13 protein-coding genes are annotated in these 16561 nt (G+C 42.5%); 6 read left to right on the forward strand and 7 right to left on the reverse strand.

From position 1 onward, the window contains the following. Positions 1–114: 114 nt before the first annotated feature. Together BMW61_RS17835 and BMW61_RS17840 are read right to left on the reverse strand one after the other, a co-directional pair. Positions 115–762 carry a potassium channel family protein gene (locus BMW61_RS17835; protein ID WP_091824761.1) on the reverse strand — a complete coding sequence of 216 codons (648 nt, stop codon included), beginning with the start codon at positions 760–762 and terminating at the stop codon, positions 115–117. 10 nt (positions 763–772) lie between these two features. Then, positions 773–2110, reverse strand: coding sequence for a TrkH family potassium uptake protein (locus BMW61_RS17840; protein ID WP_091824764.1), 1338 nt, complete (start codon positions 2108–2110; stop codon positions 773–775). A 236-nt stretch (positions 2111–2346) separates the two neighbouring features. Here BMW61_RS17840 and BMW61_RS17845 point away from each other — a divergent pair, with 236 nt between their 5' ends. From BMW61_RS17845 to BMW61_RS17860, 4 genes are all read left to right on the forward strand, one after another. Continuing rightward, on the forward strand, positions 2347–3039 hold the full coding sequence (locus BMW61_RS17845) for a response regulator transcription factor (protein WP_022762142.1): 693 nt from the start codon (positions 2347–2349) through the stop codon (positions 3037–3039). Beyond that, positions 3036–4109 (forward strand): HAMP domain-containing sensor histidine kinase, encoded by a 1074-nt coding sequence (locus tag BMW61_RS17850; RefSeq protein ID WP_091824767.1) that lies wholly within the window; start codon positions 3036–3038, stop codon positions 4107–4109. The genes BMW61_RS17845 and BMW61_RS17850 overlap by 4 nt, the downstream gene beginning before the upstream one ends. Positions 4110–4116: 7 nt before the next feature. Next, positions 4117–4974 (forward strand): CPBP family glutamic-type intramembrane protease, encoded by an 858-nt coding sequence (locus tag BMW61_RS17855; protein WP_091824770.1) that lies wholly within the window; start codon positions 4117–4119, stop codon positions 4972–4974. Between the two features lie 200 nt (positions 4975–5174). Next, positions 5175–6044 carry a CPBP family intramembrane glutamic endopeptidase gene (locus BMW61_RS17860; RefSeq protein WP_091824772.1) on the forward strand — a complete coding sequence of 290 codons (870 nt, stop codon included), beginning with the start codon at positions 5175–5177 and terminating at the stop codon, positions 6042–6044. A gap of 369 nt (positions 6045–6413) precedes the next feature. Here the strand turns inward: BMW61_RS17860 and BMW61_RS17865 are convergent, their stop codons facing one another. From BMW61_RS17865 to BMW61_RS17880, 4 genes are all read right to left on the reverse strand, one after another. Further along, entirely contained in the window at positions 6414–8852 is a 2439-nt protein-coding gene (locus BMW61_RS17865) for a glycoside hydrolase family 31 protein (RefSeq protein ID WP_091824775.1), read from the reverse strand. Between the two features lie 18 nt (positions 8853–8870). Continuing rightward, a complete protein-coding gene (locus BMW61_RS17870) occupies positions 8871–10457 on the reverse strand; it encodes a type 2 periplasmic-binding domain-containing protein (protein WP_022762147.1) in 1587 nt (528 codons plus the stop codon). A 71-nt stretch (positions 10458–10528) separates the two neighbouring features. Next, positions 10529–11455 carry a carbohydrate ABC transporter permease gene (locus tag BMW61_RS17875; protein WP_207650199.1) on the reverse strand — a complete coding sequence of 309 codons (927 nt, stop codon included), beginning with the start codon at positions 11453–11455 and terminating at the stop codon, positions 10529–10531. A gap of 72 nt (positions 11456–11527) precedes the next feature. Further along, complete coding sequence (locus BMW61_RS17880) at positions 11528–12436, reverse strand: ABC transporter permease (RefSeq protein WP_091824778.1); 909 nt, start codon at positions 12434–12436, stop codon at positions 11528–11530. A gap of 138 nt (positions 12437–12574) precedes the next feature. Here BMW61_RS17880 and BMW61_RS17885 point away from each other — a divergent pair, with 138 nt between their 5' ends. Together BMW61_RS17885 and BMW61_RS17890 are read left to right on the forward strand one after the other, a co-directional pair. Beyond that, positions 12575–14302 carry a sensor histidine kinase gene (locus BMW61_RS17885; RefSeq protein WP_091824780.1) on the forward strand — a complete coding sequence of 576 codons (1728 nt, stop codon included), beginning with the start codon at positions 12575–12577 and terminating at the stop codon, positions 14300–14302. Then, the gene (locus BMW61_RS17890) at positions 14277–15044 is read left to right on the forward strand and encodes a response regulator transcription factor (RefSeq protein ID WP_022762151.1); all 768 of its coding nucleotides are present in this window, start codon (positions 14277–14279) and stop codon (positions 15042–15044) included. The genes BMW61_RS17885 and BMW61_RS17890 overlap by 26 nt, the downstream gene beginning before the upstream one ends. Before the next feature lie 434 nt (positions 15045–15478). Here BMW61_RS17890 and rsmH read toward each other — a convergent pair whose 3' ends face one another. Next, complete coding sequence (gene rsmH / locus BMW61_RS17895; RefSeq protein ID WP_091824783.1) at positions 15479–16516, reverse strand: 16S rRNA (cytosine(1402)-N(4))-methyltransferase RsmH; 1038 nt, start codon at positions 16514–16516, stop codon at positions 15479–15481. Positions 16517–16561 lie beyond the last annotated feature (45 nt).

A 16561-nucleotide genomic window follows, 5' to 3' on the forward strand; every position in this document is an offset into this window, starting at 1 on the left:
CCTTCAATACCCCAAATATAGGAAAAAACCTTATTTGTAATATAAAAGGCCCCGAGGAAAAATGGAATCATTGCCAAAAAAGCTATAACATCTATCATAATTATAACCCTCCGCTCAGATGTGAAAACATCTTTGTATCGCTTTATGTTCTCCCAGTACCAGTAAAGTCTGTCCCTCCTTAATTACATCATCAGGCGAAATAGTCAGATTCATGTCACCATTCTCTTTGATAGCCATAATATTTATTCCGAATTTTTGTCTGATGTTTATTTCTTTTATACTTTTCCCTATCCAGTCTCTTGGAAGTTTCACTTCAAAGATAGCGTGATTATCGTCCAGTTTGACATAATCCAGAATATGCTTTGATGTGTACCTTATGGCAGTCCACTTAGCTATCTCCTTTTCCGGATTAACCACTTCATCCGCTCCGTTCCTTAGTAGGAACTTTGCCTGAACCTCCCTGTTTGCTCTTGAAACAACTTTTTTCCCTCCAAGCTCCTTTAAGAGTGAAGTTGTCTCAAGTGAACTCTGAAAATCATTTCCTATAGTTTCGATACACACATCAAAATTATTTATTCCTATAGACCGTAGAAAGTTCTCATTTGTACTATCTCCTATAAGAGCATTTGTAACGTAAGGAAGAACCTCGTTAATTCGCTCTTCATCCTTATCAATTGCCATGACCTGATGTCCAAGCTCATGAACCTGTTTGGCAATAAGCATTCCGAAATTGCCTACCCCGATTATTAGTATAGATTTCATTTCTTACTCCTTATCCCGCCATTATGTTCTCAGTAGGATATCTGAGAATACTCTTATCCTTGTGTGAAAAAGCGGCAAATACAATGGTCAGACCCCCGACTCTCCCAAAAAACATAAGTGACATCAGCAAAATGTGCGAAAAAAACGAGAGTGACGGTGTAACCCCAAGTGTGAGGCCTACTGTTCCGATAGCTGAAAAAGCCTCAAACATGCAGGTTTCCATAGGAAGATTTTCTGTCATGCTAATAATTGTTGCAGCACCGATTGAAAAGGTCACATACATAAAAAGAATAGTAGATGCACTTTTTACAATGCAGTCCTCAATTCTTCTGCCAAAAATGTTTGCATTTGGTTTACTTCCAAATACAGCAATGGCATTGGCATAAAGAATAGCCACCGTAGTTGTTTTCATGCCTCCGGCAGTTGATCCCGGGGCTCCTCCGATCAACATGAGAATCATTGTTATCCCCTGCCCCACATCTGTCATTTTAGTAAGATCAGCTGTGTTAAATCCGGCTGTTCTGGGCGTTATTGCCTGAAAAACAGACATATATATGCGCTCATCCATAGGAGCACTTAAAAATTCCGTAAAGAAGAAAATGATAGATGGAATAATTATAAGGATCGCGGTAGTCACTATAACCACCTTTGTCTGCATTCTGTATTCATTAAAAGCATTTTTTTTGGATATAACATCCTTCCAAGTAACAAAACCGATACCACCTATTACTATCAGCATTGAAATAACTAAACTAAGATATCCGTTAGCGGAAAAAGATGTCAAAGAACTAAATTCGCCCGTTTTATTTCCCATCAGATCGAAGCCGGCATTACAAAAGGCAGAAACTGCATGAAACAGCGACATCCATATTCCTTTTATGCCATACGCAGGCACAAATACCGGAAGCAAAAGAACTGTTCCTGCCATTTCAATCAGGAAAGATATCTTAAAAATAAATCTGGTAAGCTTTACAATTCCACCTACCTGCGGAGCAGAGATTGCATTCTGCATAGTTTGTCTCTGCATAAGACTGATTTTTCTTCCTGCAAGCATCACCATCAAAGATGCAACTGTAATAACCCCCAGCCCTCCGATCTGAATAAGAATCAATATCACAAGCTGCCCAAAAAACGACCAATAGGTGGCTGTATCAACTACAACAAGTCCCGTTACACAAACTGCTGATACGGATGTAAAAAGAGCCTTATCAAAAGGTGTAAGCACTCCAATTCTTGAAGCGATCGGCAGCATAAGCATAAAGGCACCCAGCAAAATAACGCCGGCAAATCCTATAATAATAATCTGAAAGGAAGTAAGTCTCTCCTTTACACTTTTTATTAATGTCATATATAAACTCCTGTTGACCTCTGTTTTTTACATAAAATTTCTGTGAGGTCTTATTACTTATCTAGATAGTAACTCCGAATCAAATAAGACTATATTAAACATTGCTCTCTCGTATTAAGATTGTATAAAGATATCAGGGAGTGTTAAGGTTGCGTTAAGATTCACTTCAATTTGCAGAAATAAACGTGGTTTATTATTATATTTTAAAAACAAAAAGTGGGTTAGAGGGAGTTATTATGGCGGATAAAAAGTACAAAGTGCTGGTCGTTGATGACGAGCCGCAGATCGCAGGTCTTCTCAAGGTCTGCCTTGAAATGCACGGAATGACTGTAAAGGAAGAATATGATGGCAGCAAAGCTTTTGATTTATTTAAATCAGAACAGTTTGACCTTGTTATCACAGATATAATGATGCCCGTTATGGACGGCTATGAACTGGTTGAGAAGATCAGAAAAGAAAGCAACGTGCCGGTTCTGTTTCTCACTGCCAAGGGCGATGTTCTTGACAGAATAAAGGGCCTTAATCTTGGAGCGGATGATTATATCGTAAAGCCCTTCGATCCCATGGAGGTTGCTGCAAGAGTGCTGTCTACGCTCAGAAGATGCTACGGCTACGATCGTCAGGAGGAAGGAAAAGAGCTTATTTGCGGATCTCTGAGACTGAATCCCGGTCTGAAACGTCTTTATAAAAATGATGAATCCGTGGAGCTTACAGCTCTTGAATACAGGATGACCGAATTTTTCATGAGTAATATCGGGCAGGTTCTCACCAAGGATCAGATATATGAGGCAGCATGGGACAGTGATAAGTTCCCGGATGATAACAGCATCATGGTCGCCATAAGTAAACTTAGAGCTAAGATCTCTGACGGGGAAAATGATTATATTCACACCATCAGAGGACTTGGATATCGGATGGAAGAAAAATGAGACTGAGATACAAAAGAAAGCTGCAAACATTTCTGATACTTATTCTGGCTTACGTTTTTTTACTTATATTATTTCTGGATAAGATCAAGGATTTCCTGACAGGGGTCATAAACAATATATACGATAACCAGGGAGTTCCTAATGATCTGAGTACTCAGATCACTCTAGCCAGTATGATTGTGACCTATCTTCTCTTCTGGTTTCTCTCCAATATTCTGGAGAAAAACATTTCGGATCCCGCCAGAAAAATTGCGGACAACATGAATCTGGTAAGTTCAGGGAATCTCGATGTTCAGATGGAAGTAAAGGACAGTTTTGAATTCGCAGAGATGGAAGAAGCCTTCAATAACATGGTTTTGAAATTAAAAGAGGCTCAGAACATCAGAGAGCAAAACGAGGAACAAAACAGGCAGTTATATGCAGGTATCGCTCACGATCTGAAGACTCCCATGACTATGGTAATGGGCTATGCCAGGCTCCTCAAGGAAAAGGATATTCCAGAGGATGAGCGAAACCATTATCTGACTATCATCGAGCAGCAAATAAGGGCAGCCAATGTCCAATTGGAGGACATGCTTGAGTACGCAAAATACGGAAGTACCGACTATAAGATTTTTCCCGAAGAAGGCAATATCTCAGGGCTCCTTCGCGGGATTCTTGCAGATATGTTCTACAGATTTGAAGACAGGAAAATCATTCTTGAACCCGATATACCGGACAAAGTTATCTGCAGCTATGACACAGAACAGATGAAACGTATCTTTACAAATCTGATAAATAACGCCATCAGACACAACCCTGAGAATACTACCCTTAAGATATCGGTAAAGGAAGAAAACGATGTTGTTATCAGCTTTTCAGATAATGGCCCGTTTCTGCAGGATGACTTAAAGGACCATATCTTTGAACCCTACAAGAAGGGGAAAAGCGGTGGCAGCGGACTTGGATTGTCAGTAGCAAAAAGAATTGCCGAGCTTCATGGCGGAAGTCTTGAATACATTGAAAACACGGATGATGGCTACAAAAGCTTTGTAGTAACTTTACCCTTGAAAAAGGATTTAGAGAGGTAAAAGAATTATGGAAACAAAAAAGGAAAACAAGGTAAAAACAGTATTTGGAGCAGTAGGTATAGCGCTCCTTTACCTGTTGATTCAATTGGTGGTATCAATAATTGCCAGTATAATTATCTCCGTTTCTGTCCCACGTGAGAGTATGGATAATGAAGCCCTGACTGCTTTTGTGATGTCATATCAGCCAATAATGGTATTTGTTTCCAATCTGATAGGTACAATTCTTTTTGGAATTTGGTACTATCTGGGATATGTAAAAAAAGATCAACTTGCCGGAACTTATGTGCCTTGCCTTGATAAAATCTGCAATATCAATGCCATAGGTTTTATTGTTTTTTCAGCGCTTACAATCGGTCTTTTTGACAGACATGTTGCTGATCTGGTAATGATGCTTTCTCCCGAAAGCGGTGAATATTTCTACCGTATAATGGCAGGTGTTTCTGACCCAACCCCCATAAATCTGATTTCAATGATTTTATTATCCTCTATGGGAACTGCGTTTGCCTTCCCGGGCATTATGATGCAGAATTTAAAGAAAACTTTTGGAATAGCCGGATGCATAATCATACCTTCCATACTGCTTGCAATTATAATGCTCAACCCTGTGCAATCGATATATGGAATTCCCTTTAGCCTTGTTATGATGTTTGTTTCCTACAAATTCAATTCTGCAATCCCCGGTATGATGATAGGTATTATAAACAATGCAGGCGCGGTAATACTGAATGAAATCCTAAAAAAGGAGCTTCCTCCTGCTATAAGTGCATGCTTTGTTGTAATATTCCTTGGGCTTTCAATTTTCTTTTACAGAAGATTGCCTTTTTCACATAAGGATGAGTCAGATATTCCTTCTCAAAGCGAATAGAATTATCTGATAAATAAACAAATAATGTAAAAATAAGGTTACGTTAAGATTTACTTCAATCTGAGGAAATGATTCCGAATTATCATGTTTTCATCGGGCAAGGGAACGACAGAAAACGCGATACGGAATCGCCCGTACGATTGAAGTTTTTTTATGTATTTTATTAAACTATAATTTTATGTGAAAAAAGGAGAAAGAGTATGAAAACAACAAAAGGAAGTAAAGCAAAAGCAATATTGGCAGCAATCGGAATTATGCTGCTCTTTATAGGAATCCAGGCAATCATAGGTGCTGTCGGAACTGTTGGAGCATCTGCATTACATTATGCACAGACCGGCGAAGCCTTTGCAACTAATGAAGAATACATGGAATACATTTCCGGAATCTTAACAGTATTACAGTTCGTTGGTGAGATTGCATGCATCGTAATATTCGGTCTCTGGTACTATCTCGGATCCGTTAAGAAAGATCAGAAGCTTGGAACCTATGAATCAGGTCTTAAAAAGATCTCAAATGTAAATGCTATCGCATTTCTTGTATGCATCTCACTTGGTTTCTATACATTTGATTTAATCATTTCCAAAATTACTACAGTTCTTATTCCCGGAAGTTCTGAGTTATTCAGTCAGCTGATGGGGCTTGTAACAGGCGGAAATCAAATTGTAGCAGTACTCACAGTCGCACTGTTTGCACCTATCGCTGAGGAATTGGCCTTTAGAGGAGTAATGCTCAAGAGTTCTAAAAAGGCCTTTGCAATTGTAGGATGTGTCATCCTCTCTGCGCTTATGTTCGCTATCATGCACATGAATCCCATGCAGAGCTTATATGCACTTCCCATTGGCCTTGCACTTGCTTTCGTTGCTTATAAGTTTAATTCAGTAATTCCTGCAATTATTATTCACATTATCAACAATACTGTTGCTGTTGCAATCCCTTCAGTTCTCGGAAGACCTCTCAGCATGGTTGAAGCTGTAGTTGTTTGTGCAATATTTATGGCACTTACTGTTTTCACTTACAAGAAGCTTTCCGTAAAGGATGAGCAGGTTGAAGCTACAGAGCTTTCTGCATAATAATATTGAGGCCGCTGCGTTTTGCAGCGGCCTTAAAACATGTCTATTACATATCTATACAATAAATTCTACATGATCTACTATTTTTGTTGTTTGGGGATGCATTGTATTGCAACAAATTCTTGGGAATCTTTTTATTTTATTGTACGTAGAATTAATCCTTGCAACAAATCCTGTGAATTCTGCTATATTTGTTGTCTTCTGAAATTATCCTCACAACAAATCAGCTACCTTTTTGCACTTTTATTGTTTACCTAAAATTCCAAGACAACAAAACAGACATTTATTATTCTTTTGTTGTTCAACAAAAAATCCCAAACAACAAATCTTCTCCTATAAGTGCCTTAAACAATTATCTCTATAAATACCTTAAACAATTATCTCTACAAGTGCATCCTTCATCTTTTCAGAGATATCAATATTTCTTATCTCTTCCTCGAATCTGAGGCCACCCTGCAAGAAACTGTCGTAAATTCGCTGTTTCATGTCATAGCTGAACTTGCATCTCTTAAGAAGCTTAAACACTTCTTTTTCTCTGGCGTTGGAGCTTAGAACAACATTCTTTATAACAAGCTTTGTTCTCTCTGCAGCAATGACTTTTCCGAGAGAAACAATCGCCTGCTTTTTATCTTCATCATAGTCCAAAGTCTGCTGAGCATCAGTTCCGTTATTCTCTTCAGAGCCTTCAAGCATTACGCCATCCTCTACCCCGCAGAGCACAAGCGTAAATTCTCTCTGCTCGGGAAGGAAGCTTGTCATCCCTTCAGCTCCGCTGATTTCAACGCAGAGTTCTCTCTTTTCATGGTCATAGGTCTGAGTTATCTTTGTGAAAACTCCCTCATCCTTCATGTATCCGTTAGTGAGTCCGTCGTCTTCAAAAAGTGTGTAACTTCCGTCTGCGCCGACGCCGAGGTAAATTCTAAGCTTTTCGGGAAGCTTATTTACGTCCGAAGTGATCTCATCCGCCATCGGAACAATACCGCCGGCTTTAACAAGCACAGGAATCTGCTCGATAGGTCTGTAGAGCTTTCTTAGCTTGTCACCCTCGTAGACATTGCCATTAAAAATATCTATCCATCTACCCTCAGGGATAAAAGCAAGTACCTCACCCATCTGAAGCTCGTCATCAAGCGGGCTCGTAATGGGATAAACTGCCAGTTCACTTCCAAAGTAGTAACCGTTTCTGGAACGATACGCCTTTTCGTTTTCGGGGCTTCCGTAGTAAAGTGGCTGCATCAGCGGTTCGTCATTTTTATATGCATTGTAGTTCGCCGTATAGAGATACGGAATCATCCTGTGCCTTAGTCTCATGAAGTCCCCGACTACGCTCCTCATGGGCTGAGGAAGGTTCCAGGGCTCCTTGAAGAAGAACGGATTGCAGGAGCTGTGAAGTCTCATTATTGGTGAAAAGACTCCGAACTGAATCCATCTGCAGGTCCTCTCCGTGTCCTCCTCACCGTGCATATGTCCTCCGATATCATGACTCCACCAGCCATAGCCCACATTTGAAGCAGTCGATGTGAAAAACGGCTGAATATCAAGGCTGACCCAAGTTGCACAGGTATCTCCCGAGAATCCAATAGGATATCTGTGGCTTCCTATTCCCGCAAAACGAGAGAAGATCATAGCTCTTTTATCTCTGCGGAGCTGATCAAGGAAGTGGTAGTGATTGAGAATCCACAAAGGATCCACACTTCCCGACTTAGCCTTGGTCCCCTGCTGCCAGTCAATCCACCAGAAGTCCACGCCGTCCTCTTCATAGGGCTGCATAACATCCTCAAAATAGGCGTCCACGAAGTCCTTGTTCATAAGATCGAACTCCACCGGTTTTTCTGATTCCGGATCAATGCCCATGCGGGTTGCAACCTTCTCGTACATCGACTCGAAAGCTCTTATTCCATCCGCGGGATGTAAGTTCAAGGTAACAGCTTTTCCTCTTCTGTGAAGTTCTGACAGGAATCTCCTGTAATCCGGGAAGTATTCCTTGTTCCAGGTATAGCCCGTCCAGCCGGTTCCGTACTTAGGATCAATCTCGGTGAGATGCCAGTCCATGTCGATTACGGCCACTGTGATCGGAACATTCTCCTCATCGAACTTATCCATGAGATCCAGGTAGCTCTGCTCCGTATACTTCTCGTATTTGCTCCACCAGTTTCCAAGCGCATATCTGGGGATCATGGGCGCCTTTCCGCAAAGGTGATAGAAGTCCTTCAGAGCTTCCTTGAATCTCGTGCCGTAGCCCCAGAAGTAGACATCCTTCTCCGGATGCTCTCTATCGAAAATGTCCTCGCCGGACAGCTCGCAGCTTTCGCCATCATCGAACCAGGCGTAGCCTTCACGTGAAAACAGGCCCTTTTCATACAGAACCACTCCGTTGGTTTCATCCAACGTTCTCACGGTCCCGAAGAGATTTCTGCCGTTCTCTCCGTAGTTCCAGATGACGTTATTTACTTCAGAATTATTCTCCTGATTGCTGTCATCACCATTTTTTTCAGGGATATCAGAGCCGGATTTCATCGTTCCAAAGAGCTCTATCTGTAAACCTCTAGGTGTGAAATCCTTTTTGTCATATGTGACTTTCAGTTTCTTCGTTATGAAGATCAGCTTCTCTTCGTTGTCTTCAAGGACTTCGAATTCTGCCTTCGGGAAGTCTCTGTTAAGTACAACCTGCGTTGCGTTGTCTGTAAAATGTCCGTCTTTTTCATACTCAAGACGGAGCAAGCTATCCGTCAAAATGCTAATGCGATAGTTTGCTCCAAGAAGTATGTTTTCGGTCGGACAAAGTGGGTTAAAATTAAATGTTTTCATACTTGTCCTTCTTGCTTTTTATTTGTTTGCGTTATATGTGTTATAGGCGTCCTTCTGAATCTGAATGAAGTCGTTATAGCCCATGGTCTCAAGGGTCTTGATGTAACTATCCCACTGCTCTTCAATTCCGCCTTCTGTTACCCAGGTTGCCTGGTTGGATGTAACATAAGAATCAAGGTCTGTGAAAAGAGTTGCAAGTGTGGTGAGCTGGTCATTTGTGTAGCTTACGTTAGGGAATGCTTCCTTAGCATATTTTCCGAGTTCCTTATCAAGTGCAAGCTTACTTGCATCACCGTTTTCTGCCGCGTAGGAAACCTTATCGTTGAAACCGTCTGCTACATACTTGGGACCGAAGTCGCGAAGTGACTGAATCCATGCGAAGGTGTCTGCAGAGTTTCCGTCCTGAGGCTCAAGAACAGTGTATGTTCCATCGGCGTCATTCTTCTCAACACCAACTCCGAAGGAGCCATAGAAGTTCTGGATTGAAGCGTCCTCTGTGTAGAACTTATCCACCCATGAAAGGAGTGCTCCGGGATTTTCACAGGATGATGTTACAACAAACTCGTATCTGCTGTAGTTCCAGTGCTCGGGATCAGCAGAGATGTAGCTTTCACCTGAAGGTCCCTTAAGAGCGGGAAGTGCAACGTACTGGTCGGAATTTGCGCCGAAGGTAGAGTCAGCTGTCCAGCCGGGAGCTGCGCCTACGATGGGGGTCTCATTCATGAGCTTCGCGTCACGCATGGAAGAATCCTCGGTGAAAAGCTCAGGGTCAATGAGCCCTTTTTCAAAGCAGCTGTGCATCCACTCGATGCCTTCCTTGTAGCCTTCTGTCACAGGAAGATATACAGGCTCGCCGTCCTGAATTGCCATCATGTATGTGCCGTCTGCTCCGATTGTTGTACCGAAGGGAAGGCAGAAGAACATTACCGAATCAGCATAACCCTGACCGAAAGGAATCTCATCGTTAGGGTCACCGTTGCCGTTGGCATCCTGCTCCTTGAATGCTGTAAGAACCTTTTCAAACTCCTCATAGGTTGTGGGAACCTCGAGTCCAAGGTTATCAAGCCACTTCTTATTTATAAACATCTGGTTTGCGACAGTAGGTCTGCAGGGCTTCTTGGAAGGAAGTCCATAGATATGTCCGTCCGCTGAAGTTGCAAGAGCTTTCATAGTAGGATCACTCTCGATGATGCTCTTGAAGTTAGGCATATACTCATCGATATAGTCGTCAAGTGCGATAAAGGATCCCGTATTTGTCAGGACATCAGACTCTGAAAAGCAGATGGATCCCATAAACGCATCCGGAAGGTCGCCGCCTGCAAGAAGTACAGCCTTCTTATCAGCCCAGTCAGAATTGAGGATTGTATCCCAGGTTATGGAAATTCCTGCCTCTTTGGCAGCCTCATCCGGAAAACCTGTGTGGTAGTCCTCTCCCCAGTCTGCCCATCTTACTGTAGCAACCTCATAAGAGCCGGCCTCTGCGCTCTTGGGTGTTTCAGTCTGTGCAATGTCTGCAGTGTCAGTTGCAGCCTTGCTCTGTCCGCATGCCGATACAAGTGCACTAAGTGCAAGAATGCCTGCTGTCATCAATGCCGTCTTTTTCATATTTCTCTCCTTTTTTCCTTAAAAATATTTTATTACTTTGCTGAACAAATGTCGCTAAAGTAATTAGTTATTTATCCCTTCACTGCTCCTATCATCACGCCCTGGTTGAAGTATTTCTGCAAGAAAGGATAAAGGGCCATGATAGGCAATGTAGAAACCACAATTGAAGCATATTTCATCATGTCAGAGAGCTGCCTCAGCTCCTGAGCCATTGTTCCCGTCGCCGCTCCCAGCAAGGACTCATTGGAAATGAGAATTCTTCGAAGGAGGAGCTGCAGCGGAATGAGATCTTCATTTTGCAGATAAATCAGTGCATTAAACCATGAGTTCCAAAGTCCTACCGCGGTCCAAAGTCCGACTACGGCAATCACTGCTTTTGAAAGGGGCACTGCAAACTGAACAAAATATCTCATGGTGCTGCAGCCATCTATTTGTGCCGCTTCCCAGAGGGATTCCGGCAACGAGTTTTGAAAGAAAGTTCTCGCAACTATTATGTTGTAAGTGGATACCGCAAATGGAATCACCATTACGAAGAATGAATCAAGAAGTCCAAACTGCTTCACTACAAGGTAGGTTGGAATCAGACCGCCGCTTACAAACATAGGGATCAGGTAGAAAGTATTTATCCATTTTCTACCGGGCAGGTCTTTTCTTGACATAGCGTAACCGGCCGTTATATTAACGAACAACGAAACCAAAGTACCGGTGAGGGTATATATAATGGTGTTCCAATAACTTTTCCAAATCTGGCTCTGTTCGAAAAGCTTTTGGTATCCCCTTACATCTATAACTTTTGGCCATAACCAGACCTTACCGTTTGCCACATCCGCGGGATTACTGAAGGATGCGATTATGACAAACCAGAGCGGATACATTACCGCGATTATCATGAGGACCGCAATCAGATGAAAAATGACGTTTACCAGGTTGTCTCCGGAAAATTTACTACGCTTTTTTATTTCCATCCGGGAGGTCTCGAATTTAAGTATGTTTTCCATAGATTTATTTCTCCTTTTCATTCCCCTCATCCGGCGCTTCGCGCCACCTTCTCCCATTGGGAGAAGGCATTGTCAAAACAGACTACTGTCTGTCAACTTCCTTGCCATGAAATTCACGAGCAAGAGAACTATCACATTAACTACCGTATTGAACAGACCGATCGCTGTGGAGAGGCTGTACTGCATGCTCTGCATACCCATCTTATATACGTAAGTTGAGATGATCTCACTGCTCATGATGTTCTGAACATTCTGAAGAAGGAACACCTTTTCAAAGCCTATGCCTAAGATACTGCCAGCTCTCATGATAAGGAGCACCATCGCTGTCGGCATGATCATCGGAATATCGATGTATCTGATTTTCTGAAGGGTGCTCGCACCATCCACGGTCGCAGCTTCGTAATAAGTGGGGTCTATTCCTGCGAGAGCTGCCAGATATATGATGCTGTCCCATCCAAGGTGCTGCCAGATGTCGCTCCACACATATACGTGCTTGAAGCTTGCCGCGCTTGACATCACATTCGGAAATTCCTGACCGAAGAGCCTCCACAGATTGGCAAACAGTCCGTTGCTGGGTGATAAGAAGATCAGCACCAATCCGCACATAACCATGGTTGATATAAAGTGCGGAAGGTAGGTGATTACCTGGAAGACCTTCTTGAACATCTTTGTCTTCATCTGGTTACACATAAGTGCCAGCAGAATCGGAAGGGGAAATCCCACCGCTATGCTGTACAGACTTAGCAACAGCGTGTTCTTTATAGTCACCCCAAACTGATAGGACTTAAAGTACTGTATAAAATTTTTCATTCCCACGAAGGGGCTGTGTAAAATTCCGAGTGCCGGCGAGTAGTTCTGAAAAGCGATTACAATTCCGACCATCGGAAGGTAAGCAAAGCAAAAAAGCAAAATCGCCGACGGCACAAGTAACAGATAAAGTTGATAGTATTTTTTGAAATTCTTAAGTGTTTTTTCTTTCATGTCGTTTCTCCTTACGTGCTAAATGTTATATTTTTCAAAAATCAAAAAATAGCACTTTTCAGATTTATGGATAGCACTTTTCCGAACAGGAAACGATTTAATGTGGTGCAATCTAAATCTTTTACTTATAATTAAGCTATGAAAACGAAAAGAAGAAATATGGGCTATCCGGTGGTGCAGATTTTAAGGAAAACACTTTGGACAGCTATCCCTGTAGTCATTATTTTTGTGTTCATAAGCGGCTACTCTTTTTGGGAAATAAGAAGACAGAACAATCTCGCACTGGAAAATGCCATAACAATTTATCAGAATGATCTAAGCCACCGGCTTGATGCCATCGCGCACTTCGTCCAATGGACAGTCGTGCACGATCCCATTCTTGATGCCTTCTCTTCGGAGAAGCACATGGGCGACTTCAGGCAGGCGGGTAATGATCTGCGCCTTCGTGTAAGTGATATGCAATATTCCACAGGCTCGGAATATATGTACTTTTTCTACTGGGATGAGGGCGATATTTTCATAAATGCCTCGGAACTTACAGTGAACTATGAGACCTATAAGAAGATAAAAAAGAAGGTAATTGATGATGTCGAAAAACCGGTCAGCGGCGACCGTTTTTCATGGATTCCAAGTGTCATAGACGGAAAGACTTATCTGTACTATCTGGTCACCTATAAACATAGGACCTTCATCTCGCTGGTTTCCATTGATGATATATTGTCTCCGCTCTTCACAATCAATCTTGGATCACACGGCAATATCACCTTCCAGGATCTTGCGGGAAATACTTACTATCAGAGCGCAAAGAGCCCCGAAGGGCTTATCGGTTATTACTACAACAGGCTCTATTTTCGAGGCGAGGACGCCGGTCTTCCCTTTACGCTGGTTATCGATTCGGACATGCTAGGCAACTACGGTAAGATATTCCTTCTTCAGTTCCTGGTCGTCCTGACCGCTCTGGCTCTTAGTTTAATTATGGGAGGCTACATACTTGTAACCTATAAGAGGGTGATTCTTCCGATCAAGATTTTTTCAAGTAATCTGTCAAAAATGGATTCCCTCTCCGACGCAGAGTCCGCAAGTCTCGATCTGACAGACAGCAAGATGCAGGAGCTCAACCAGATAAATGACCAGTTTAAAAGCCTCGTTCACGAAATAACAAGACTTCGAATAAACATATACGAAGCTGAGCTTGATCAGAATAAATTCAGGATCCTTTTCCTGCAGCAACAGATAAAACCACACTTTTATTTAAACTGCCTGACGACGATAGACAGTATGCTGAGTCTCGGAGATGCCTCGGCAGCCAGGAAAATGCTGCAGTTCACATCTAAGTACTTCAGGTATTTATTCCAGGCGGACAAGGATTATGTGCCGCTTAGCAGTGAGATTGCGCACGCTGAGGATTATCTTGATATCCAGATGATGCGCCTTTCGGAGGACATCGATTATAGCTGCGACATTGATGAAAAGGATATGGACGTGATGATTCCGCCGCTCCTTCTGATTACTTTTGTGGAAAATATCATCAAGTACGCGGAGCCCTCCGACGACTCTCTGAAGATCTCCATCACGGGACATGACTATGTCAGAAACGATGAGGATTACATTGAGATCTGTATAAGAGATAACGGTCAGGGATTCCCTTTGGAAGTTATAGAAAAAATCAGAGCAGGTGAGTACCTGACCACAGATGACGGCACCCATATAGGAATCTCCAACTGCATCAGAAGACTTAAGCTTCTCTATGAGGATAGATTTGAGTTCACTTTGGAAAATGATGAATTAGGCGGAGGTGTCGTGAAAGTTGGTCTTCCGTTTTTGAAAGGAATTATGAATAATGCAAGTTCTGCTGGTAGACGATGACCGCTTTGTTATTGCGGCATTGCAAAAAGGAATAGCCTGGGAAAGCCTTGGAATAACCGAGGTTTTCACCGCCGGCAACATAAATACCGCCAAAGAAATTATGGCGAATAATAATATAGACCTGCTCCTTAGTGACATAGATATGCCACACGGTTCAGGTCTTGATCTGCTGAATTTTCTTCGCGAGCAGGGAAATCCCGTGCCCACAATTTTCCTGACAAATTATGCCGATTTTACTTATGCGCAAAAAGCCATCGAGCTGAAGAGCTTCCACTATTTCCTGAAGCCCATCGACTACGCAGAACTCACAAGGATCATAAAGAAAGCGCTGAAGGAAGCCGAATCCTTGCAGGAAACCAGGGATCTCAGGGAAGCATTTTCCGAAGCCGGTCCCACAATTCCCGAGATTCCTACCGATGCCTCCGAAAACGAATCCAATATCAAGGCGCTTCTTAAGTATGTCGATGATCATTTTCGTGAGGAAATAAGCCGCGAGCAGCTCTCAGTCATGTTCTTCTTCGATCCTGATTACATAACCAAAATCTTCAAGAAGGAGACCGGCATGAGCTACAAAAATTATGTGATTGAAAAGCGCCTGTCCCTTGCAAAGGAGCTGCTTACCGAATCGGACTATCCTATTCACGACATTGCACAGTACGTCGGCTACGACAATTACTCTTATTTCACCAGGCTTTTCAAGAAAAGCTTCGGTGTCACCCCAATCGAGTTCAGGGGGAAATAATAGAGAAATATATGCTATTTGTTTTTTTATAGATGTTGCGCTTGGGCCATCTTCATCATAGATTCACCAGGTCGTCTTTCATCTACCAAGATTTTCTAGGTTTTACCTTTTTTTGGTATTCTTTCTGTTTTCTATCACCAAGATTTCTTGGTTTTTACTTGTTTCTTGGTACCATATCTTTTCTGTTATACCAAGATATCTGCGATTTATTTCTTATCTTGGCACGGAATCTTTTTTACCGTACCTAGATATCTATATTATCCTGCTTATCTTGGTTCAATTTAGTTTTTGCCGTACCAATATATCTACTATTTGTTTCTTATTTTGGTACAGGTTGACTTTTACCTTACCAAGATTTCATGAATTTTAGCATTTTCTTGGCTACCTTCTATAAATGAGGAATAATCTCTCCGTAAAAATCTTCAAATCATGCTTCACGCCTTAACAGCCCACCTCAGTTTTGTGGATTTACTGCGTGGATTGAGTCTTTGTTCCTCCGGTGAAGGTCTTGTGACATCCCTGGAGATATCGCTGTAGACTCCTTCCTTGAAGAGAGCTTTGAAGGACTGCTTCACAAGTCTGTCCTCTCCTGAGTGAAAAGTCAGAACCGCCACTCTTCCACCGGGATTAAGGATATTTGGAAGCTTTTCCAGGAATGCATAGAGCACCTCAAATTCCGAATTCACATCTATTCGAAGCGCCTGAAATACTCTGGCACAGCTCTTTTTTATCGCATCGTTTTTCTCTTCCTTTGGTACCTTCCACAGAGCGGATTCTATCGCAGCTTTGAGGGCTGAAGTTGTATCCATGGGATCGCCTTTTTTCATAAGGTTAAAGACCTTGTCAGCAATCTCCTCCGCGTAAGGTTCGTCGGAGTTCGTGGCAAGCATGCCCACAAATTCATCTCTTGTTATGCTGTGAAGTCTCTCTGCTGCGGATTGTCCGTGATTCGGATCGAGTCGCAGGTCAAGCGGGCCTTCAATCTTGTAGGAAAATCCCCTCTTGGGGTCATCTATCTGCATGGAAGAAACACCGAGGTCCGCCAGTACAAAGTCAAACTTCCCGGCTTCTTTGCAGACTTCATCAATGTTGGCAAAATTGGTGAGTTTGAATTTAAACAGGTTTTCATCAAAGCCTGCTGTGCGAAGTCTCTCCACTGTCTTCTTCGACTCAATAGGATCGACATCAAGTCCGTAGACACAGCCTTTTCCTTGGAGCTGCTCCAGCATCTTCCTGGTGTGACCGCCATACCCGAGCGTGCAGTCAAGTCCCTGCTCACCCGGCTGAATGTTCAGCACCTCAAGAATCTCCTTCACCATGATGGAGATATGCATCCCCGCGGGAGTCGAACCCTTTGAAATTACATGAGCAACCGTATCCGCATACTTCTCCGGATTTTGCTCCTTATATTTTTCTTCGAATTTCCTGGGATACTTCCCGGAGTAATGAACTCTTCTCTTATGTTGTTCCATATTGTTGTCCTCATTTATTCTTTGTGGAAGCACAGCCTGCCCGGC

Source organism: Butyrivibrio sp. ob235, from assembly GCF_900109475.1.
GTDB lineage: Bacteria > Bacillota > Clostridia > Lachnospirales > Lachnospiraceae > Butyrivibrio.

Bases quoted from the DNA above. Each gene is read 5' to 3' on its own strand.
- BMW61_RS17885 (WP_091824780.1), top strand. From the start codon at position 12,575: ATGAAAACGAAAAGAAGAAATATGGGCTATCCGGTGGTGCAGATTTTA.
- BMW61_RS17880 (WP_091824778.1), bottom strand. From the start codon at position 12,436: ATGAAAGAAAAAACACTTAAGAATTTCAAAAAATACTATCAACTTTAT.
- BMW61_RS17875 (WP_207650199.1), bottom strand. From the start codon at position 11,455: ATGGAAAACATACTTAAATTCGAGACCTCCCGGATGGAAATAAAAAAG.
- BMW61_RS17860 (WP_091824772.1), top strand. From the start codon at position 5,175: ATGAAAACAACAAAAGGAAGTAAAGCAAAAGCAATATTGGCAGCAATC.
- BMW61_RS17855 (WP_091824770.1), top strand. From the start codon at position 4,117: ATGGAAACAAAAAAGGAAAACAAGGTAAAAACAGTATTTGGAGCAGTA.
- BMW61_RS17870 (WP_022762147.1), bottom strand. From the start codon at position 10,457: ATGAAAAAGACGGCATTGATGACAGCAGGCATTCTTGCACTTAGTGCA.
- BMW61_RS17835 (WP_091824761.1), bottom strand. From the start codon at position 762: ATGAAATCTATACTAATAATCGGGGTAGGCAATTTCGGAATGCTTATT.
- BMW61_RS17850 (WP_091824767.1), top strand. From the start codon at position 3,036: ATGAGACTGAGATACAAAAGAAAGCTGCAAACATTTCTGATACTTATT.
- BMW61_RS17890 (WP_022762151.1), top strand. From the start codon at position 14,277: ATGCAAGTTCTGCTGGTAGACGATGACCGCTTTGTTATTGCGGCATTG.
- rsmH (WP_091824783.1), bottom strand. From the start codon at position 16,516: ATGGAACAACATAAGAGAAGAGTTCATTACTCCGGGAAGTATCCCAGG.
- BMW61_RS17840 (WP_091824764.1), bottom strand. From the start codon at position 2,110: ATGACATTAATAAAAAGTGTAAAGGAGAGACTTACTTCCTTTCAGATT.
- BMW61_RS17845 (WP_022762142.1), top strand. From the start codon at position 2,347: ATGGCGGATAAAAAGTACAAAGTGCTGGTCGTTGATGACGAGCCGCAG.
- BMW61_RS17865 (WP_091824775.1), bottom strand. From the start codon at position 8,852: ATGAAAACATTTAATTTTAACCCACTTTGTCCGACCGAAAACATACTT.